Origin of the sequence: Bradyrhizobium pachyrhizi (genome assembly GCF_029714545.1) — a bacterium.
Lineage (GTDB): Bacteria > Pseudomonadota > Alphaproteobacteria > Rhizobiales > Xanthobacteraceae > Bradyrhizobium > Bradyrhizobium pachyrhizi.
In genome coordinates, this window is sequence record NZ_CP121667.1 from 1,550,185 (window position 1) to 1,570,787 (window position 20,603).

Below are 20,603 nucleotides of genomic sequence, written 5' to 3' on the forward strand. Positions count from 1 at the left end.
GATACCATGACCGATCACATCGCCTGGGTGGCGCTCTGCGTCTTCATCTTCTTCTTCGCGCTCGTCACCGTGATGGGCTTCTTCGCGGCGCGCTGGAAATCCGGCCCGGTCAGCGAGCATCTCGACGAATGGGGCCTTGGTGGCCGCCAGTTCGGCACCTGGATCACCTGGTTCCTGGTCGGAGGCGATTTCTACACCGCCTACACCGTGATCGCGGTGCCGGCGCTGGTCTATGCGGTCGGCGCCTATGGATTCTTCGCGCTGCCCTACACCATCATCGTCTATCCCTTCGTGTTCGCCGTGATGCCGGTGCTGTGGAAGAAGGCGCATGCCAGCGGCTACGTCACCGCCGCGGATGTCGTCCACGGCGCCTATGGCTCGCGCGCGCTTGAGCTCGCGGTGGCGTTGACCGGCCTGGTCGCGACCATGCCCTACATCGCGCTGCAGCTGATCGGCATGGAGGTCGTGATCAAGGCGATGGGGCTATCAGGCGAACTGCCGATCATCGCCGCCTTCGTCATCCTCGCGCTCTATACATATAGCTCCGGCCTGCGGGCGCCGGCGCTGATCGCCTTCGTCAAGGACATCATGATCTACATCGTGGTGCTGGCCGCCGTGGTCGTGGTGCCGGCGAAGCTCGGCGGCTATGGCGCGGTGTTCTCGGCCGCCAACGACGCCTTCACGGCCAAGGGCGGCGCCACCGGCCTGACGCTGAAGCCTTCGCAGTATCTACCTTATGCGACGCTGGCGCTGGGCTCGGCGCTCGCCGCCTTCATGTATCCGCACACGCTGACCGGCATCTTCGCCTCGAAGTCGGCGGATACCATCCGCAAGAACGCGATCCTGCTGCCGGCCTATACACTTCTGCTCGGCCTGATCGCGCTGCTCGGTTACATGGCCTATGCCGCCAACATCAAGGTGACCTCGCCGAACGACGTGGTGCCGATGCTGTTCAAGACGCTGTTCCCGGAATGGTTTGCGGGCTTTGCGTTCTCGGCGATCGCGATCGGCGCGCTGGTGCCGGCGGCGGTGATGAGCATCGGTGCCGCCAATCTGTTCACGCGCAATGTCTGGAAGTCCTACGTCAACCCGGACATCTCGCATGCGGGTGAGGCGTCGGTGGCGAAGATCACATCGCTGGTGGTCAAGGTCGGTGCGCTCGCCTTCATCCTGTTCCTGCCGACGCAATATGCGCTCGACCTGCAATTACTCGGCGGCCTCTGGATCGTACAGACCCTGCCGGCGCTGGTGTTCGGGCTGTTCACCGTCTGGTTCCGCGCCGAAGGGCTGCTGCTCGGCTGGGCGGTCGGCATCGGCTGGGGCACGTACACCGCGTGGAGCAACGGGCTGAAGCCGCTCGCCAGCATCACGCTCGGCGATGCCAGCTACAGCTTCTATGTCGGCCTCGGCGCGTTGCTGCTCAACATCGTCGTGGCGGTGCTCGCGACCGTAGTGGTCGGCCTGATATCACCCGCCAAGCGCCGCGCGGCGGCCTGAGCCGTCGCGTTGGTCTGACGGGGCGGAGATAAGTCGCGCGGTGAGCCGCGCGACTTCCGCCTTGCTCTTTTCGATCGCGGCGTCCTTCACCGGCCCATAGCCGCGGATCTCCATCGGCGCCTTTGCCAGCGCGACGAGATCGGGCAGCCGTGCCTTGTCGAGCTTGCCGAGCATGGTCTCGATCAACGCCTCATACCAGGTGATCAGCTCGCGCTCGGTGCGGCGCTCCGCGGTGTAGCCGAACAGGTCGAAGGGTGTGCCGCGCAGCCCTTTCAGGCCCGCGAGCAGCCGCAGCGGTGTCTGGATCCACTGCCCGAATGCGCGCTTCCTCGGCCGTCCCCGTGCATCGCGCCGCGCCGACAGGAATGGCGGCGCAAGGTGATATTGCACCGTGAAGTCGCCGTCGAATTCTTGGCCGAGCTCATCGAGGAAGCCGCTTTGCATATGCAGCCGCGCCACTTCGTATTCGTCCTTATACGCCATCAGCTTGAACAGCGACCGGGCCACGGCGTCGGTCAAGGTCTCACTGCCGAGCGCAGCTTCGGCGCGACGCACGCGGTCGATCGTAGCCCGATAGCGCGCAGCGTAGGCCGCGTCCTGATACGCCCTGAGGAAGTCGGCGCGCCGCGCGATCAACTGCTCCAGCGTTTCGGGCACATAGGCCGCAGCACCGTCGGCCTTCGGCAAGAACTCCGGATCCGCGAAGGCGATCCGGCCCCAGGCCAGCGCCTGCCTGTTGCGCTCGACGGCGACGCCGTTGAGTTCGATCGCGCGGGTCAGCGCCTCCAGCGAGACCGGCACCAGGCCCTGCTGCCAGGCAAAGCCGAGCATCATGATGTTGGCAAACACGCTGTCGCCGAGCAGCCGCTCGGCCAGCGCGTTTGCGTCGATCATGGTGAGGTTGCCTGACCCGATCACCCGCTCGATCGCGCGCAAGCGAACCGGCGAGGCGAGGTCGGCATCGCGGAAGCGCACCACGTCGCCGGTCGGCATCTCGGCGGTATTGACCGCAGCGCGCATTCCCTTGCGATAGGTGCCGGACGCTTTTGCCGACGAGCTCACCACGAGGTCGCAACCGATCAGCGCGTCGGCCGCGCCCTGGTCGATCCGCACCTGATGCAGCGCGTCGGGCGTAGCCGCCAGCCGCAGATAGCTCAGCACGGGGCCGAACTTCTGCGCAAAACCCGTGAAGTCGAGCACCGAGACGCCGCGACCCTCGAGATGCGCGGCCATCGCGATCAGCGCGCCGACGGTGATGACGCCGGTGCCGCCGACGCCGGTGACGAGGAGATCGTAGGGCCGCTCCAGTCCCGCGAGCTCCGGCACCGGCAGCGCAGCTGCGCGTGTCAGCGGATCGATCGCGCTCGCGCTCTTCGCCCGCCGCTTGCCGCCCTCGATGGTGACGAAGCTCGGGCAGAAGCCGTTGAGACAGGAAAAGTCCTTGTTGCAGGTCGAGAGGTTGATCCTGCGCTTGCGGCCGAACGGCGTCTCCTTCGGTTCGACGCTGAGGCAGTTGGATTCCACCGAGCAGTCGCCGCAGCCTTCGCAGACGAGGTCGTTGATGAAGGCAAAGCGCGCGGGATCCTCGATCGTGCCGCGCTTGCGCCGCCGCCGCTTCTCGGTGGCGCAGGTCTGCTGATAGATCAGCACGGTGACGCCGGGAATTGCGCGTAGCTCGCGCTGCACGGCGTCCATCGCCTCGCGCGGATGGATGGTGACGCCCGCGGGCAGGTCGGCCGGCGAGAAATGCGCGGGGTCGTCGGAGACCAGCGCGATCCGCGCGACGCCCTCGGCGCGGACAGAGTGCGCGATCGCCTGCACGCTGACCGGGCCGTCGACCGGCTGGCCGCCGGTCATCGCCACCGCGTCATTGAACAGGATCTTGTAGGTGATGTTGGCTTTCGCGGCGATCGCCTGCCGGATCGCCATCGAGCCGGAGTGATAGTAAGTGCCTTCGCCGAGATTCTGGAACACGTGGCTGTTGCCGGTGAATTTCGATGATGCCGCCCAGTTGACGCCTTCGCCGCCCATCTGGATCAGCGACGAGGTCTCGCGGTCCATCCAGCTTGCCATGAAGTGGCAGCCGATGCCGGCCAGTGCCTTGGAGCCCTCGGGCACTTTCGTCGAGGTGTTATGCGGGCAGCCCGAGCAGAAATACGGCGTGCGCGTCGCGCCCGGCACCGCGATCGTGCGGTCGCTCTCGGGCACCAGCGCGGCGACGCGGCGGGCGAGCTGCAGCTCCGGAAACATCGGGTCGAGCCGGCGCGCCAGCACGTCGGCCAGCATGCGCGGCGACAATTCACCGGTCCAGGAGATCAGCCGCGCGCCGCTCTCGTCATGCTTGCCGACCATTCGCTCCGGCTTGGAGCCGGGATAGTCGTAGAAATATTCCTTGAACTGGCTCTCGATGATGCCGCGCTTCTCCTCGACCACGAGGATCTCACGCTTGCCCTTCACGAACTCCATCGCGTCGTGCAGCGCCAGCGGCCACACCATGCCGACCTTGTAGATGTCGATGCCGAAGCGGCGGCAGGCGGCTTCATCGAGGCCGACCAGCCGCAGCGCCTCCATCAAATCGAGATGCGCCTTGCCCGTGGTGACGATGCCGTAGCTCGCTCCCTTGATGTCGTAGATGTGGCGGTCGATCGGATTGGCTTTCGCGAAGGCGTAGACCGCGTGCTTCTTCGCCTCCAGCCGTTCCTCGATCTGCGGGCCCGGCAGATCCGGCCAGCGATAATGCAGGCCGCCGGGCGGCGGCACGAAATCCGGCTGCACGAAACGGCGCGGCGGCCGCAGCTCGACCGAGGCGCCGGATTCCACGATCTCCGAGATCGCCTTGAAGCCGACCCACATGCCGGAGAACCGGCTCAGCGCGTAGCCATATTCGCCGAAGGCGAGATATTCGCCGACATCGGCCGGATGCAGCGTCGGCATGAACCAGCTCATGAAGGCGACATCGGACTGGTGCGGCATCGAGGACGACACGCAGCCATGGTCGTCGCCGGCAACGACAAGCACGCCGCCATGCGGCGAGGAGCCATAGGCATTGCCGTGCTTCAGCGCATCGCCGGAGCGGTCGACGCCGGGGCCCTTGCCGTACCACAGGGCGAACACGCCATCGACCTCGCGATCTCTTTGCGTCTCGACCTGCTGCGAGCCGAGCACCGCAGTCGCCGCGAGGTCCTCATTCACCGCGGGCAGGAATTCGATGCGGTTGTCCTTGAGCTGCTCGCCGATCTTCCACAGTTCGAGATCGACGCCGCCGAGCGGCGAGCCGCGATAGCCGGAGATGAAGCCCGCGGTATTGAGGCCGGCGGCGCGGTCGCGCCGCGCCTGGTCGAGCACGATGCGAACGATGGCCTGCGTGCCGGTGAGGAAGACGCGGCCGCGCTCGCGGCTGTAGCGCTCGGACAGCTGGTAGGCGTCGAGCAACGGCATCTGGCCCATGACTGACCCCTTCGGGAATCGCGATGTCTGATCCGACTAGGCTATGCCTGTGGGCCTGGTAGGTCTTACCTATCCATTCATTCGTCGACGGGAAATCGGCAGGATATTGCTGAAAGCAAGATAGCAAGGTAGAATTTACCAAATCGGAGGCTCGCAATGGTCGAAGAGCAGGACGAGAAAATCCTCGCCGAGCTGCAGAAGGACGGCCGCGCCACCAACCTGCAGCTTGCGGAAACCGTCGGGATGTCGACCTCGGCGTGCTGGCGCCGGGTCCGTGCGCTCGAAGAGTCCGGCGTCATCTCGGGCTATTCGGCGCTGGTCGCGCGTGAGCGCGCCGGCTTTGCGACCTCGGCGATCCTGCACGTCTCGCTGGAGCGGCATGACGTGAAGTTCGTCGACGAGTTCGTTGCCCGGGTGATGAAGCGCCGCGAGGTGCTGGAATGCTTCGCAACCACCGGCGACGCCGATTATCATCTGCGCGTCGTGGTGCGCGACATGGACGCCTACAACAAATTCCTCGACGAGTTCATGTTCCGCATCCCCGGCATCCGCCACGTCCGCACCAACGTGATCCTGAAGGAGATCAAGACCGGCGTGGCGTTGCCGTTTTGAAGTGTGCCGCGACGGCCGCGCCATACATGCGCTGTCGTCCCGGGGTAGGCCGGGACCCATAACCACGAATACGCATTGTTGCGCGGGACTGGAACGACGGGTCCCGTCCACCACATCGGCTGCGGAGTGTGGGTCCCGGCCTTCGCCGGGACGACGATGTTTGATGCGGCATCTACGCCTCCGCCGATTTGGTGCGCGTCAGCAGCATGAACACCATGACATGGCTGACCAGCAGCAGCGGCACATAGAGCGCCGGAATATAGATGCCGGCGCCGAACAGGCCGGGATCGCCGATCTTCACGCCGTTGTAATAGGCATTGAGCAGATCCAGCGTGCCCCATATGTTGAACAGCCAGACGATCGGAATCGCGATCGCCCACCGCCAGGACAGCGCCGCCATCGCGAGCAGAGCGAGAACGGCGGCGACGAGATCGCCCCATCCGACCTCGCTTGCGAAATCCGCGCTCAAGTGCGGCGACACGAACCCGGCCACCATGAAGTTCATGCCCAGGAACCGGAACGCATGGAACGCTGCGAGTAGTCGGAGCGCGCTGTCACGTGGCATCGCGCGGACCGCCGGCCAGACATAGGTGACGGCCACGACAGCACTTGTCAGAAACGCGCCGGCGACGCTGAGGACGAATGGAAGATTGAAGCCCGGGGGCATCGGCGGATTTCCTTGTTGTCGATCGGTTCGGTTGGCTTGCGTTCAGGACCTTGACGCTCAGGGCTTGGCGACGAGCAGGCGGAGCGGCAGCAGCGGGCCGACCCCGATGTACTCGTGATCCATCAGATCGAGCTTGGACAATGGCAGGCCTTCCATGATCGCGTGCGCCTCGGATGGATCCTTGGCATCGAGCAGGAAGACCACGCCGCGCCCGTCGGAGCGCGAATACCATTCGCGAATCTTGCCGTTGAGATAGAGCTGCACAGTCGCGCGGATTTCGTCCGGCATCACGGCCATCACCTGATCGCGGGTGACGCCGGCTTTCGCGGTGAGGATGACCATCACGCCGGTGGTGACGGTGGAGGCGGCTTGGGCTTGAGCTTGGGCAAAGGAGGGAGCGGTCATGGAAGTGGTGCCTGTCAAAGTGAGGGTGAGAGCCAGGATTGTGTGACGGATTGTTCGCATCGGTCGCAGGTCTTCGCTCGCGACGGGTGTCGTGATGTTGCGTGGAGCAGCGCGCGTCGCGTTGCCGCTGCTTGTGGCTCCGATGTAGGGTGGCTTTCCGCGAGCGACTATTCGCGATAATGTTCACAGGCCATGAAGCAGAACTTCACAGTCCGGCAAGGCGCGCTCGACGGCGTCGAGGCATTCCTGGCCGTCGCGCAGCACCGCAGTTTTCGCCGCGCGGCGGCCGAGCTCAGCGTCACGCCGTCGGCGATCAGCCAGGCGGTGCGCGCCCTCGAGGCGCGCCTCGGCGCCGTGTTGTTCATCCGCACCACCCGCAGCGTCGGGCTGACCGACGCCGGCGAACGGTTTCTGGCGCGCGCAAGACCGGCATTCGAGGAACTGGTCGCGGCGAGTGGGGCGGCGCGCGAACTCGGGCAGAAGCCCGCCGGGCTGTTGCGCCTCACGGTGCCGCGCTCGGTGGTGCCGATCCTGCTGGAGCCGCTGATCGCCTCGTTCTGCAAGGCCTATCCCGAGATCGAGGTCGAGCTCGCCGCCAGCGAGGAATTGGTCGACCTCGCCGCCGGCGGCTTCGATGCCGGCATCCGGATGGGCCAGTTCATCAACCCGGACATGGTCGCGGTGCGACTGACCAAGCCGTTCCCGTTCGCCATCGTCGGCAGCCCGGACTATCTCGCGCGCCGCGGCCGGCCGAAACGCCCGGACGATCTGCGCGCGCACGCGTGCCTGCGGCTCCGGCGATCGAACGGCGGGCTCGCGCCATGGTCGCTGAACGACAACGGCCGTTCGATCGAGCTTGCCGTGTCGGGATCCTTCATCGGCCATGATTTCCCGACGCTGGTCGGCGCTGCCATCGAAGGCGTGGGCCTCGCGCAAGTCCCCGCACCGCTGATATCAGGCGCCGTGAAGGAGAAGAAGCTCGTCCGCGTGCTGGAGCCATTCGCGCCGACCACGCCGGGCGTGTTTCTCTACTATCCCGGTCACCGCCAGATCATGCCGAAGCTGCGCGCCTTCATCGATCATGTGAAGCGCCGGCCGGGAGCCGCGCGATGAGCCAAATGTAGGATGGGTGGAACGAAGCGTGATGACACCGCGCTGTTTGAAATCTTGAATCGAGAACCATCCCCATTGTCGTCCCGGCGAAGGCCGGGACCCATTACCACCGATGCTCATCGTTGCGCGACGCCGTGGCCGCAGCTTTCTTCAACAATTCAGCCCTGTGGTTATGGGTCCCGGCCTTCGCCGGGACGACATCGAGGATGAGGCGCGCGCGGGGATGACAAGTCCGGCAGTGCGCCAGACCTCACACCTTCTCCCTCACGAACCTGTTCCGCAATGTCCCGATGCCGGTGATGTCGATCTCGACCACGTCGCCGTCCTTCAGGTCCGGCGAGGCGCCGTCGGTGCCCATCCAGATCACGTCGCCGGGCGACAGCGTGAAGTATTTGGTCAGCTCGACGAGGAACGGGACGATGCCGAAGATCATCTCGTTGGTGTGGAAGCGGCCGGTCTCCTTGCCGTTGACGCGGATCGCGGTCTCCATGCTGTCGAGGTCGACATTGGTCTCGATCCACGGGCCCATCGGCTTGAAGGTGTCGGCGTTCTTGGCGCGCCACAGTCCGCGATCGGCCTTCTGCCAGCTGCGTTCGGAGACGTCGTTGCCGATGGTGTAGCCGAACACGCAGTCCATCGCGTTGGCCTCGGTCAGGTGCTTGGCGGTCTTGCCGATCACGACGACGAGCTCGCCCTCGTAATGGATCTTCTCGGTCGCGCTCGCGGGGATCACGACGTTCTCGTCATGGGCGATCAGCGCGTTCTGCGCGCGGTAGCCGATCTCGGGACGGTCGGGAACGTTCGGCACGGTGCCGGCCTTGTCGGCGGCTTCCTTGAGGTGTTTCAAATAATTCAGCCCGACGCAGTAGAAGGTTCGCGGGATCAGCGGCAGCTCGATCTTGACGTCCTTCAACGCATGCGTCTTCGACGTCTTGCTCCATTCACCGAACGGATCGCCGTTGACGGTGGTGACGGTGTCGCCCTCGACGAGGCCCCAGGAAGTCGTGCCTGCGGCGGTGAATTTCAGCCAGCGCATGATGATGTCCCTCTATTCCGCGGCCTGCGCGCGGGTCTTCCAGGCGCCCGCGGCCGGGCGCTTGAGCCCAAGATTCTCGCGCAGCGTCGTGCCGGCGTAATCCGTGTGGAACAGCCCGCGCTTCTGCAACTCGGGCACCACGTGGTTGACGAAGTCGGCATAGGAGCCCGGCACGTAGCTCGCCGCGACGACGAAGCCGTCGCAGCCGCGATTGACAAACATCTCCTCCAGCCGGTCGGCGATCTCCTTCGGGCCGCCGACCATCGCGTCCTGTACCTGGCCGCGGCCGGAGAAGGTGATGAAGTCGCGGGTCGAGGGATTGCTCTTGCCGGAGGTGCGCAGCACGCCGTCGCGGATGCCGAGCATGCCTTGCATGCCCTGCAGCTCCTCGGTGGTCAGCGGCTCGTCGATCGGTTTGGCGCCGAAATCGAAGTTGAGGCCTTCGGCGAGCAGCGACAGCGCATCGATCTCGAGCGGCAGCTTCTGGATCACCGCCATCCGGTCCTCGGCCTCGGCCTTGGTCGCGCCGGTGACCGGGGTGATCAGATTGCAGAGGAACATCTGGTCGGGATCGCGTCCCGCCTTGGCGGCTTCGCCCCGGATCGCATCATAGCCCTGCTTGGCATTGGCGAGGTTGCGTGCCGCGGTGAAGATCACCTCGCCCCAGCGCCCGGCAAAGCGCTGGCCGCGGCCGGAGGCACCGGCCTGGATCACGACGGGATGGCCCTGCGGCGAGCGCGGCACCGTGAACGGGCCGCGCGAGGTGAAGAACGCGCCCTTGTGGTCGAGCCGCTTCACCTTGGTCGGATCGGCGAAGCGACCGCTCTTCTTGTCGATCACCAGCGAACCGTCTTCCCAGGCATCCCAGTGGCCGAGCACCACCTCCATGAACTCGTCGGCGCGGTCATAGCGATGATCGTGCTCGAGGTGCTGCTCGCGGCCCATGTTGAGCGCTTCGCCGTCATTGACCGACGTCACCACGTTCCAGGCGGCGCGGCCACCGGTCATCAGGTCGAGCGTGGCGAAACGGCGGGCGACGTCGAACGGCTCGAAATAGGTGGTGGAGGCGGTCGAGGCGAGGCCGAGCTTGGTGGTGACCATGCCCATCGTGGTCAGCACCACGATCGGGTCCATCTTCACGCAGCGGATGCCGTATTCGACGGTGTGGGCGTGATCGTTGCCGTAGCGATCGGGCATTGCGAGGCGATCGTCGAAGAACGCCATGTGGAACTTGCCGCGCTCCAGGATGCGCGCGATCTCCTGATAGTAGTCCGCCGACATCGAATCGTCGCGCGATTCCGGGTGGCGCCAGGAGCTCGGCAGGTTGGTGCAGTTCTGCGCCTGCAAAAAGCCAACCAGCGCCATTTGCCGTGTCATGTCGTTCTCCTGTGTCCGGAACTATCAGCGAAGGTCGAGCTCATCGGTGAGCTTGTAATCGGCGGCGAGTGCCTTGAGCTTGTCCCAGGTCGCATCCTCGATCTCGATGCCGTCCTTGCGCCGCCGCTGCTCGCGCAGATATTCGATCTCGCCGGGATAGAACACGCCGCGGCTCCCTTCCGAGGGCGGCGTCGATTTCAAATAGCGGGCGAAGTCGGCGACTTCCCTCCTGAAGTCCTTGAGCGGACGGAATGCGGCGACGTTGAACACCGCCATGAAGCAGCCGTCGTTGTGCCGGCCGGTCGGCTCGACGCCGAAGCCGAGCCCGGTCAGGAGGCCGCACAGCACCTCGACCATCGCGGCAAGGCCCGAGCCCTTGTAGCCTTCGCTGCCGCCGAGCGGCAGCAGCGCGCCGCCCTTGCGGTAGTCCTTCGGGTCCGTGGTGTCGCGCCCCTCGGCATCGATGATCCAGCCCTTCGGGATGCTCTCGCCGCGCGCCACCGCGAGCTGGATCTTGCCGGCGGCGACCGCCGAGGTCGCCATATCCAGGTAGAACGGCGCCTCGAGATCGGAGGGCACCGCGATCGAAAGTGGGTTGGTGCCGAGCCGGGCCTCGCGGCCGCCGAACGGCGCCACGTGTTTCGGCGAGCGGCCGGAATCGGCGGCCGCAATCCCGATCATGCCTTCGCGCATCGCCATCATCGGGTAATGCGCGAGCCGTCCGACATGGCTCTGCCGGAACACGGTGCAGGCCGCGACATTGGCAGTCTTCGCCTTGTTGATGGTCATCTCCATCGCCTTGGCGTTGACGTGGAAGCCGAAGCCCCAATGACCGTCGATCACGGTCGTGGTCGGCGTCTCCTGCACGATGGTCCATTTCGCGCCGGGCACGATGTGGCCGGCCTTGATGCGGTCGATATAGGTCGGGATTGCGATCACGCCGTGGGAGTCGTGGCCGGCGAGGTTGGCGTTGACGCAGCCGGAGGCGACGGCGCTGGCCTCCTCCTCCGATGCGCCGGCGCCCCGCAGGAGCGCCGCGCCGATGCGCGTGAGACGGTCGGCCTGGACGATCGGCATGGGATTTTCCTCGCGGTCTGCCCGCGTGATGCGCGGGTCGTGCTTGCTGTAGTCGACGTCATGCTCTCAAAGCGCCGAGGGGCGAGCAAGGGCAGAAAATCCGGTCGGCCATACCGCCAGCAGGGTGCTCGCCGCCGCGATTTCACGGAGTGGAACGGGCGCGGTCGCGTTACGGAATTTGGCTGCTCCGGCGGCGCGAGCGGGACGTCCATCCGCGCCTCGCCGTCCTCCGCCTCAGGCTGGCACACCGGTGTCCGTAATATCCCGGAAAACCGCCGCCCGCGTTCGTCAGCCGTTTACTTTGTCGTGCAACTTGCCGGATACGCTAACCACCACTTAGGCCTCTCGCGGGCAATGTTCCCCGCCAGATTGGAGGGGTTGGCCCCGGGGCCTTCAGGAATCGTGCAGTCGAGCATCGGGCGTACCTTCGCGGCGTTGAGTGCCACCAACGAAGCGATCCTGTACGCGAAATCACCAGAAGAATTGTACGGCAAGGTCTGCGAAGCCGCGTTCTCGAGCGGGAGCTTCCTTGCCGCGACCGTGTTTTTGCTGGAGCCGGATACCGGTCTCCTGAAGTTCGCGGCTGGCTACGGCGACGATGTCGCGCGACTACGCAGTATCACCATTTCCGCGATCGCGAACACCCCGGAGGGAGAAGGCGTCGCCGGCCGGGCGTTCCGCGATCAGAACGCCTGCGTCGCCAACGACTATGTCAACGACGCCCGCTCGGCCGCCTGGCGCAGCGGTGCCGCGGCGGCCGGCGTCGGCGCGGCGGCGGCCCTGCCGCTGGTCTGCAACCGGCGCAGCGTCGGCGTCTTCATGGTGACGCGGCGCGAGGCCCAGTCGCTGGGCGAAGAGATCGTTTCGCTGCTGGAGCGCATGGCCGCGAACGTGTCCTTCGCGCTCGATAATTTCGACCATGAAGCCTCGCGCAAGAGCGGCGAGCGGGCGATGCGCCGGCTCAACCGCATGTTCGGTGCCATCAGCGCAACCAACGAGGCGATCCTTCGCGCCAAGACCGAGCACGATCTCTATCAGCGGGTCTGCGATGCCGCGGTGTTCAGCGGAAAGTCCTTCGCCACGGTGGTGCTGCTGGCCGAACCCGACACGCACTGGTTCGAGCCCGTCGCCGGCACCGGCGAGGCGCTCGACCTGATCACGCAGACGCGCTTCTCGACCGATCCGGACAACGTCTACGGCAAGGGGATTTGCGGCGAGGCGTTCCGGACCCAGCGGCCCTGCGTTGAGCACGATATCCCGATATCGATGAGCCCGTCGCATATGCCGATCGGCGGCAGCGGCCTGATGGCCTGCGTCGCGCTGCCGCTCACCCGGTTCGGCAAAAGCGTCGGCGTCCTGATCTTCTTCACCGGCAATTCCTGGGCGCGTGACGAGGAGATCATCGCGCTGCTTGCGGGGATCGCCGAGAATGTCTCGGTCGCGCTCGACAATTTCGGCCGTGCCACCGAAAAGGCCAGGACCGACGCCGAGCGCGAGCGGCTGTCGCGGATGTTCGCGGCGCTGAGCGCGACCAACGAGGCGATCATGCGCGCGAGATCACGGCTCGAGATGTTCGAGCTGGTCTGCGCGGCGGCGGCGCATGGCGGCGGATTCAACTCCACCAGCATCCTGATCGCGAAGCCCGGCGACGATTTCCTGGAGATGATGGCGGTCGCGGGACCGACCGCGGCAAATGCGCGCCGCCTCAACGTCTCGCGCAGCGAGGCACGCCCCGAAGGGCGCGGCGTCTGCGGCCGGGCGTTCCGCTCCCGGCGCGCCTGCATCAACAACGATTTTCTGGGCGACGTCGCCAGCAACCCCTTCCGCGACGTCATCGACCGCGAGGACGCGCGATCGGGCGCGGCATTCCCGCTGATCGTCGACGACGAGCCGGTCGGCGTGATGCTGTTCATCTCCGCCAAGCGCAACACCTTTTCGGCCGAATTCGCCGAGCTGCTGCAGCGGCTCGCCGACAACGTCTCCTATGCGCTGGGCAGCTTCGACCGTGCCGACGAGAAGGCGCGGACCGAGGAGCAGAAGGAGCGGCTGCGGCGGATGTTCGCGGCGCTGAGCGCGACCAACGAGGCGATCATGCGGGCGAAATCCCGCAGCGAACTGTTCGATCTGGTCTGCGATGCCGCGGCGGTCGGCGGCCAGTTCGTCTCGGCCACGATCAGGCTGGTGCGCCCCGGCGAGGCCTTCCTGGACAATGTGGCCGCCTCGGGCCCCGACCGGGTGCGGGCCCGCGAGGTTCAGCTGTCGGCCGACGCGACGCGTCCGGAGGGACAGACGCTGACCGGCGTTGCGATCCGCACGCGCAGGCCCTGCATCAGCAACGACTATCTCAGCGATTTCGGCCCCGAATCGCACGTCTATCCGGCCGTGCGCGACAGCGGCAGCAAATCGGGCGCAGCCCTGCCGCTGCTCAAGAACGGCGAGGCGATCGGCGCGCTGGTGTTTCTCTCCAGCGAGTTCGGCACCTTCAGCCCGGAGATGATGGCGCTGCTGCAGCGGCTTGCCGAGAACGTGTCGTTTGCGCTGGCCAATTTCGATCGTGCCGACGAGAAGGCGCGGGACGACGAGCAGAAGGAGCGGCTGTCGCGGATGTTCGCGGCGCTGAGCGCGACCAATGAGGCGATCATGCGGGCGAAGTCCCGCGCCGAATTGTATCGACTGGTCTGCGCGGCGGCGGCGACCGGCGGCAAGTTCACCTCGACCACGATCGCGCTGGCGCAGACCGGAAGCGACTATCTGCGGATCGTCGCGATTGCGGGGCCGGCGGCGGAGGGCGCGCGCCAGGTGACGCTTTCGACCAGCGAGGCGCACCCCGAGGGGCGCGGCGCCTGCGGCCGGGCGTTCCGCTCCGGCAAGGCGTGCATCATCAACGACTATTTTGCCGATCCCGAGACCGCCGCCTTCCATGAGCGCGCCCGGCTCGATGGAACGCAGTCCAGCGCCTCGTTTCCGCTGATCGTCAGCGGGCAGGTGGTCGGGGTCATGATCTTCGTCGCGATCGACAAGGACACCTTCACGCCGGAGTTCGCCGAGTTGCTGCAGCGCCTCGCCGACAATCTGGCGTTCGCGCTTGAGAGCTTCGATCGCGCCGATGAGAAACACAAGGCCGATGAGCGCATCGAATATCTTGCCTCGCACGACAGCCTGACCAATCTGCCAAACCGCGAGACGTTCAACGAGATGCTGCATCACGCGATCTCGGCGGCGGATCGCCATCGCCGGCACCTCGCGGTACTGTTCATCGATCTCGACCGCTTCAAGGTGATCAATGATTCGCTCGGCCACGACGCAGGCGACATGCTGCTGGTGGCGATCGCCGAGCGGCTGCGTGGATCGTTGCGCGCGAGCGACGTGGTGGCGCGGCTCGGCGGCGACGAGTTCGTGGTCATCCTCGAGGAAACCGCCGAGCGGGACGACGTCGAGCGCATCGCCGGCGATCTTCTGGTTTCGCTCAGCCAGCCGCTGCAGCTCAGCGGGCATGAGTGCCACACCACGGCCTCGATCGGCATCGCGATGTATCCGGCCGATGGCTCGGACGTGCAGACGCTGACCAAGAATGCCGACATGGCGATGTATCTCGCCAAGGAGGACGGCAAGAACGGCTTCCGCTTCTTCTCCAACGAGATCAGGGCGCAGTCGATCGAGCGCCTGACGATGGAGAGCGCATTGCGCCGCGCGCTCGAGCGCAAGCAATTCTCGCTCGACTATCAGCCCAAGGTGGACATGGCGAGCGGGCAGATCAGCGGCGTCGAGGCGCTGCTGCGCTGGACCCATCCCGAGCTCGGCAAGGTATCGCCGGGGCAGTTCATTCCGCTTGCCGAGGAAACCGGCCTGATCGTGCCGATAGGCCGCTGGGTGCTGAAGGAAGCCTGCGGGCAGAACATGGCGTGGCAGCGCCGCGGCCTCAGGGCCGTGACGATGGCGGTCAACCTTTCACCGCGGCAGTTCGGCGATCCGAATTTGCTCGACGACATCGACGCGGCGCTGGAGGAGAGCGGCATGTCGCCGGCGCTGCTCCAGCTCGAGGTCACCGAAAGCATGGTGATGCGCAACGTGACGCGCGCGGTGCGCGTGCTCGACGCGATCCAGAATCGCGGCATTCGGCTGGCGATCGACGATTTCGGTACCGGCTATTCGTCGATGTCGCTGATGAAGCAGTTCCCGATCGACACCATCAAGATCGATCGCTCCTTCGTGCGCGACCTGCCCAACGATTCCGAGGACGTCGCGATCGCGCAGGCAATTATCTCGATGGGCAAGGCGCTCGGCATGACCATCGTCGCCGAAGGTGTCGAGACCTCCGAGCAGCAGGAATTCCTGCGCGCCCATGCCTGCGACGAGATGCAGGGTTTCCTGTTCAGCCGCCCGCTGCCGCCGCGCGATCTCGCCGAATTGTTGAAGCCGTCGCAGGCAGAGGCGTCACCGCCGTTGCAGCCGTCGCTGGATGGCGAGGCGACCAGCGAGGCCGGGCCGGATCTAGGGCGGAAACGCGCTGTCGTCTGACGGCTGTACGGGCAGGTCGCGAACGTCGGAATCTGTGGATGCGACCTTGCGCGAGAAATCATAGGGCCACGGCAGGATGTCCTGGCCGGCCAAGCTCTGGCGCAACACAAGGGCAGCTTCCGCAAAGCGCGCGCCGTCAGGCAGGCGGAACTGGCGGCTCCAGGCGGATGGCAGCGGTTCGGCGGCATCGCGCATCTCGAATGCCGGCCCCCACCACCAGGCCGGCGCGGGCGGCCGTTCCGGTTCCGGAATGGCGCGCCAGCGCACGAACTCGTCGACGATGCGGGCAAATTGCAGCTTGGCGGCGGGATGCATCGAAGGCCCTTCCTTGGGCCGGGATGATAGCATCGCTCCCACCTCGCGCAACGCGGCTATTGGCGGCCGTGCTGCCAATGCGCCGTCACATCGGAGCCCGATTTGTTGAGGTGGACATGCTGGTCGACATGATCGACCCAGGACAGCGGAATGAAGTGATGGTGCTGACCGTCAGGCGAGCTTTGCTTGGTCAGCTTGATCTTGTCGGTGCCTTCCATGTGGTCGACCTTGCCGACGGTTTTCTTGTCCGACGAGATCACATCCATATGTTCCCGAATGTCGGCAGCGTTTGCCATGCGTCATCTCCTCGTCATGCTGATGGGGATGAAACGCCGCCTGGATGCAAAGGTTGCTAGCCGGTTCCGGCTACTTCTGCTCGACCTCGGTCGCGGTGGCCGGGCCTTCGCCCATGATCAGCAGCACGGCGTCGTCGTCCTTGGCGCCGTCCCAGTGCACCTGCTTGCCGAAATGGGTGACGAAGCTGCCGGCCGGCATCGCCACGGTGCCGTGATCGGGATCGAATTTCGGACCCGAGCCCACCCACCAGGTGCCCTTGAGCACCACAATGTAACGGTCGTTGGGATGGAAGTGCGGACGGCTGAAGTGATTGCCCTTGGTCCATTTGGTGTAGACCATGTAGAAGCCGGGCTTCGAGGGATCGCCGACCACGACCGCATTCTGCGCGCCGCGTGCGTCGACCGGGCTCCAGGGAATCTGATCCGGCAGCTTGTAGGTGACGGCGGCCGGATTGAGCTCAGCCGCGGAGCTGACGCTCAGAATGCCGGCGAAGGCCAGCGGCGTCATCAGGTATCGCCATGATCGGTTCGACGCCGTCATCGGTATGCTCCCAGATCGGATTTCTCGGGCGACTGCCGCGCCCGTATGCCGCGCAAGCTAGTCGCCCTCGCTTCCGCCGGGCAAGACGCGTCCGTGCATGTCTGATCCCAGGATTGCGACAGCGATCCGTGACACAACGCAGTTGCAGTATGAAAAAGCATTTACGCCGCCGCAGACGATGATAGGTTGCGCGCCAACCAAAAGACGGGAGGATAACCTTGAAGAAGCATCTGTCGATACTGGCGGCAGGACTTGTGATCGGTGCGGCCGCGCTGCAATTTTCCACCGCCGCCTCGGGGGACGACGGCTGGGTCACGCTGCTCGACAGCTCCAAGAAGGGTGACTGGGACGAGGTCGGCAAGGCCAATTGGGCGATGAAGGACGGCGCGCTGGTCGCCGACAAGCTCGACGGCAAGGATCTCTCCTATCTCGTCAGCAAAAACCAATACAAGGATTTCCAGATCCGGGCGGAGTTCTGGACCGACGAGGATGCCAACAGCGGCATCTTCATCCGCTGCGAAGGCAACAAGGTGATCGACTCCAAGGTCTGCTACGAGGTGAACATCTTCGACAAGCGGCCGGACCCGACCTACGGTACCGGCGCGATTGTCGACGTCGGCAAGGTCGATCCGATGCCGAAGGCGGCCGGCAAGTGGAACGTCTACGAGATCACGGCGCAGGGGCCGCATTTCGTCGTGACGCTGAACGGCCAGAAGACCGTCGACGCCCAGGATTCCAAGCACGCCAACGGCTATATCGCGCTCCAGTATGGTTCGGGCGTGGTCAAGTTCCGCAAGGTGCAGATCAAGCCGCTCTGACGGCGTCGGTTGAGCGGGGCCTCGATCGCACTGCGACGAGGCCCCTCCTTATTGAGGAGCACTGTCGGTCGTAGAGACCTTCCGATCGTCGCCTTGCGTGCGCAGATGATGGCCGATCACGAGCCCGGTCAGGCACAGCAACAGCCCAAGTGCCGGCGGCGCAAACAGCGCCTCTTCCTGGAAGATGCCGTTCACCAGCACGACCATCGTGCCGAAGGCGGCGAGCCCCTGGATGAGGATTCCCGACGAGGCGTAGAGCCGCCAGGCCTTCAGCGCCATCGCCAGGAAGTAGCCAAGCGGCACCAGCGAGCCGATCCCCATCTGGTACAGCAGCACGCCGACGGCGCTCTCCACCGCGCCGTCCATCGTGCCGGCCGCCTGCGCGGCGTTCCAGTCGATCGAGAAATAACCCTCGGAGAGGTTGCCGCCGACGCCAAGTCCGCGGCCGATGGGATTCTGCCGAAAGCCGTCCCATCCGCCCATGAAGCCGATCACGTGGAAGTCGCCGATCTGGAGTCCGATATAGATCGCCGCGATGGCGTACAGCACGAGCCCGACCAGCGCGACGGCAAGGGTGACGGTTGCGCCGAGCAGCCACGTTGCCGTCCAGCCCAAGGCGACGAAGATGACCAGGATGAGCGCGCCTTTCACGCTACAGCAAATCAGCAGCGGGATCGCAGCCAGCGCCAGCCAGCGATATCCGACCGCGAACAGGAACAGGATGGAGAAGGCGATTCCGTAACCGAAGCTGATCGGGCTCATATTCGGTCCGAAGATGCGCAGCAACGACGAGAGGCCGAGGTCCTCGAACAACGGGCTGTTGAGAAAACTGAAACGGAAGCGATCGATCAGATCCACCGGCACCCTGCCGGTTGCGCGCATCTCGGCTTCCCAGGATCCGGAGCGGCTCGCCTTGAGTTCGTCGAAGTGCCAGAACGTGTAGCCGTTGGTGATGGAGAGCCAGAAATCGCGGAACAGCAGTTCGACATATCCGCAGACGATCAGCAGCGCGGCAACCGTCACCAGGAAGGGCGTGATGCGGATCTCGAAGGTTGCGGCCGTCAGCAGCGATAGCTGAAACAGAAACAGCGGCAGCGCTATGTTGCGCAGATAGACGAGGGCCGCGTGCGAATCCTGCGTGGCGCCGAGCAGGAAATACGCCGTCACGGTTGCGAGCGTGATCAACCCCCATTTCATGATCCGGTCGATCTCGGCGGAATGTTTCCGCTCGTGCAGCGCGTAGAGCGCCAGCGTGACCAGCCACATCACCGCGATGACCAGGAAATTATAGCCCTTGACGAAATCCATCTCCTGCTCGGTCGTCATGTAGGACGACAGGATCGAGACGAAGAGGTTCTGGAAGAAGATGATGAAGATGGCGATCGACGGCGCGTAGGCCGGCACCGCGAGCACGATGGCGCAGCCGATCAGACTTTCGACGACGATCGCGAGCCCGGCGTTGGCCGCCTGCATGATCGGCGCGAATGCGATCGATGCCACGGCGATGCCGAGTGCAGGAATCAGATCGCCGGCCAACAGCGGCCGCGGGGCTATCTCTGCTCGCACAGGCTCTGACCTAACGTGACCGGACGTGTGGGCGTGCCACACCGCATCGTCGATCTAGCCGCGCATTGTGTAAGAACCGGTTAACCAGATGGGTCAGCGGGTCCCGAGCAGGGCCCTCAGCGCCTCGCGGTCGACCTTGCCGGTGACCGGGTCGGCGAGGCCGAAGCCTTGCGACAGCTCCCAATGGGTCCAGCCCCAGCACTGTTGCCGGGCGTAGGCCGTCACGCCGGCGAGCCAGCGCAGCCGGCTGTCGCGCGGGGCGCCGGCCTTGAGCACCCCGAATTCATTGATGATGATTGGGCGGGAATATTGCCGTTGCCAGGCGGCGGCGGGTTCAAGCCATTTGTCGATGCCGCGGTCGGGAATGGCGCGGTCCACCATCGCGAGCGCCTTGCGCTTGTCCAGCGCGGTGAGCTGATCCCGCAGCTGCTGAACCCTGGGATCGTCGGCGCGGACCGGATAGGGCAATCCGGTGACGTCGTGCAGCGGCTCACTCGGATCCCAATGGGCCTGATGGGTGAACACCATCGGATCATAGAAGTGGATGGCATAGACGACATTCGGATCGTCGAGCGGAGTGAAATCCGGCAGCGAATCCGCGCGCTGCCAGTTGACCGGACCGGTGATCAGCGTGGTTTGCGGCAGCAGGCCGCGAACGAAGCCGGCCAGTTCCCGGACTTCGCCCTGCCATTGCGCGGCCTCGACATCCGGCTCGTTCAACAGTTCCGCAAACACACGGTCGGACGGATAGCGCTGCATGATCCGTGCGAGCTCGGTCCAGGCGCGCTTCATTTCGATCATCGCGCCGGGCGGATCGTCCTTGTGCAGCGCGTTGAAGCTCTCGCCGGAATGCAGATCGATCGACACCGCATAACCGAGCGCGAGCAGGGTCTTGAGCGCCGCATCGACGGTGCGCAGGCGGCTGTCGATCTCCGCTTTCGCGGCGAAGCGCGGCATGACGAAATCGGCGGGCACCGGCAGCCGGATGTGGGTCATGCCGGCCTTGCGCAGCTCGAGCAGCAGGCCGCGGGGTGGCGCCGACCGCGGATCGGCGATCCAGCCGTCGGCATTGACGCCGCGTGACAGCGCCTCGAGCCGGTCGGCCGGGACACCTTCGATCAAGGCGGGGCAGGCCCGCGCGGCGACCGACAGCAGAATCGACGCGCTGACCGCGAGGGCAAGGGTCGATGGCCGCGTCATGACCGATCAGCGTGCGATGGTTGCCGCGGGATCGTGACGGGTTGCGGGGCGCTCACGAATATACTGCCTGTTGTGTTCGAGTCGGCCGGGGTTGCGGGCGTCGTCCGAAAGATAGCTC

Annotated in this window: 16 protein-coding genes; 5 read left to right on the plus strand and 11 right to left on the minus strand. The window is 65.4% G+C overall.

Annotated features, from left to right (window positions below):
- The first annotated feature begins 6 nt into the window (after nt 1-6).
- Entirely contained in the window at nt 7-1,497 is a 1,491-nt protein-coding gene (gene mctP, locus QA639_RS07020) for a monocarboxylate uptake permease MctP (protein ID WP_028332978.1), read from the plus strand.
- On the opposite strand, the gene QA639_RS07025 is transcribed toward mctP, so the two are convergent.
- On the minus strand, nt 1,468-4,944 hold the full coding sequence (locus tag QA639_RS07025) for an indolepyruvate ferredoxin oxidoreductase family protein (protein ID WP_157344519.1): 3,477 nt from the start codon (nt 4,942-4,944) through the stop codon (nt 1,468-1,470). The two genes, mctP and QA639_RS07025, sit on opposite strands and share 30 nt — an antisense overlap.
- Before the next feature lie 156 nt (nt 4,945-5,100).
- Between QA639_RS07025 and QA639_RS07030 the strand changes: the two genes are divergently transcribed.
- Nucleotides 5,101-5,556, plus strand: a complete 456-nt coding sequence (locus QA639_RS07030) for an Lrp/AsnC family transcriptional regulator (RefSeq protein WP_157344521.1) — start codon at nt 5,101-5,103, stop codon at nt 5,554-5,556.
- Between the two features lie 172 nt (nt 5,557-5,728).
- Here QA639_RS07030 and QA639_RS07035 read toward each other — a convergent pair whose 3' ends face one another.
- The gene (locus QA639_RS07035) at nt 5,729-6,223 is read right to left on the minus strand and encodes a hypothetical protein (protein ID WP_157344523.1); all 495 of its coding nucleotides are present in this window, start codon (nt 6,221-6,223) and stop codon (nt 5,729-5,731) included.
- Between the two features lie 57 nt (nt 6,224-6,280).
- Nucleotides 6,281-6,628 (minus strand): hypothetical protein, encoded by a 348-nt coding sequence (locus QA639_RS07040; protein WP_244978565.1) that lies wholly within the window; start codon nt 6,626-6,628, stop codon nt 6,281-6,283.
- A 192-nt stretch (nt 6,629-6,820) separates the two neighbouring features.
- Here QA639_RS07040 and QA639_RS07045 point away from each other — a divergent pair, with 192 nt between their 5' ends.
- Nucleotides 6,821-7,741 carry a LysR family transcriptional regulator gene (locus tag QA639_RS07045; protein WP_028332983.1) on the plus strand — a complete coding sequence of 307 codons (921 nt, stop codon included), beginning with the start codon at nt 6,821-6,823 and terminating at the stop codon, nt 7,739-7,741.
- Between the two features lie 250 nt (nt 7,742-7,991).
- Here the strand turns inward: QA639_RS07045 and QA639_RS07050 are convergent, their stop codons facing one another.
- Genes QA639_RS07050 through QA639_RS07060 form a run of 3 tightly spaced genes read right to left on the minus strand, consistent with a single transcriptional unit; the run spans nt 7,992 to nt 11,231 of the window.
- Nucleotides 7,992-8,777, minus strand: coding sequence for a fumarylacetoacetate hydrolase family protein (locus QA639_RS07050; RefSeq protein ID WP_050384255.1), 786 nt, complete (start codon nt 8,775-8,777; stop codon nt 7,992-7,994).
- 12 nt (nt 8,778-8,789) lie between these two features.
- The gene (locus QA639_RS07055; protein ID WP_028332985.1) at nt 8,790-10,154 is read right to left on the minus strand and encodes an LLM class flavin-dependent oxidoreductase; all 1,365 of its coding nucleotides are present in this window, start codon (nt 10,152-10,154) and stop codon (nt 8,790-8,792) included.
- Between the two features lie 24 nt (nt 10,155-10,178).
- Complete coding sequence (locus tag QA639_RS07060; protein ID WP_157344525.1) at nt 10,179-11,231, minus strand: Ldh family oxidoreductase; 1,053 nt, start codon at nt 11,229-11,231, stop codon at nt 10,179-10,181.
- A 402-nt stretch (nt 11,232-11,633) separates the two neighbouring features.
- On the opposite strand from QA639_RS07060, the gene QA639_RS07065 reads away from it, so the two are divergent.
- Nucleotides 11,634-15,749 (plus strand): bifunctional diguanylate cyclase/phosphodiesterase, encoded by a 4,116-nt coding sequence (locus QA639_RS07065; protein ID WP_283089436.1) that lies wholly within the window; start codon nt 11,634-11,636, stop codon nt 15,747-15,749.
- Here QA639_RS07065 and QA639_RS07070 read toward each other — a convergent pair.
- The 3 genes from QA639_RS07070 to QA639_RS07080 form a co-directional block, all read right to left on the minus strand.
- Complete coding sequence (locus tag QA639_RS07070; RefSeq protein ID WP_028332988.1) at nt 15,723-16,064, minus strand: hypothetical protein; 342 nt, start codon at nt 16,062-16,064, stop codon at nt 15,723-15,725. The genes QA639_RS07065 and QA639_RS07070 overlap by 27 nt on opposite strands.
- Nucleotides 16,065-16,120: 56 nt before the next feature.
- A complete protein-coding gene (locus QA639_RS07075) occupies nt 16,121-16,360 on the minus strand; it encodes a DUF2171 domain-containing protein (RefSeq protein WP_016846164.1) in 240 nt (79 codons plus the stop codon).
- 70 nt (nt 16,361-16,430) lie between these two features.
- The gene (locus tag QA639_RS07080; protein ID WP_244978566.1) at nt 16,431-16,901 is read right to left on the minus strand and encodes a cupin domain-containing protein; all 471 of its coding nucleotides are present in this window, start codon (nt 16,899-16,901) and stop codon (nt 16,431-16,433) included.
- A gap of 218 nt (nt 16,902-17,119) precedes the next feature.
- Between QA639_RS07080 and QA639_RS07085 the strand changes: the two genes are divergently transcribed.
- Entirely contained in the window at nt 17,120-17,719 is a 600-nt protein-coding gene (locus QA639_RS07085) for a 3-keto-disaccharide hydrolase (RefSeq protein WP_028332990.1), read from the plus strand.
- A 48-nt stretch (nt 17,720-17,767) separates the two neighbouring features.
- On the opposite strand, the gene QA639_RS07090 is transcribed toward QA639_RS07085, so the two are convergent.
- Both QA639_RS07090 and QA639_RS07095 read right to left on the minus strand, forming a co-directional pair.
- A complete protein-coding gene (locus QA639_RS07090; RefSeq protein ID WP_050384252.1) occupies nt 17,768-19,255 on the minus strand; it encodes a hypothetical protein in 1,488 nt (495 codons plus the stop codon).
- Nucleotides 19,256-19,378: 123 nt separating this feature from the next.
- Nucleotides 19,379-20,485: a glycoside hydrolase family 5 protein gene (locus QA639_RS07095; protein ID WP_283089437.1), complete on the minus strand. Its 1,107-nt coding sequence runs from the start codon at nt 20,483-20,485 to the stop codon at nt 19,379-19,381.
- Between the last annotated feature and the right edge of the window lie 118 nt (nt 20,486-20,603).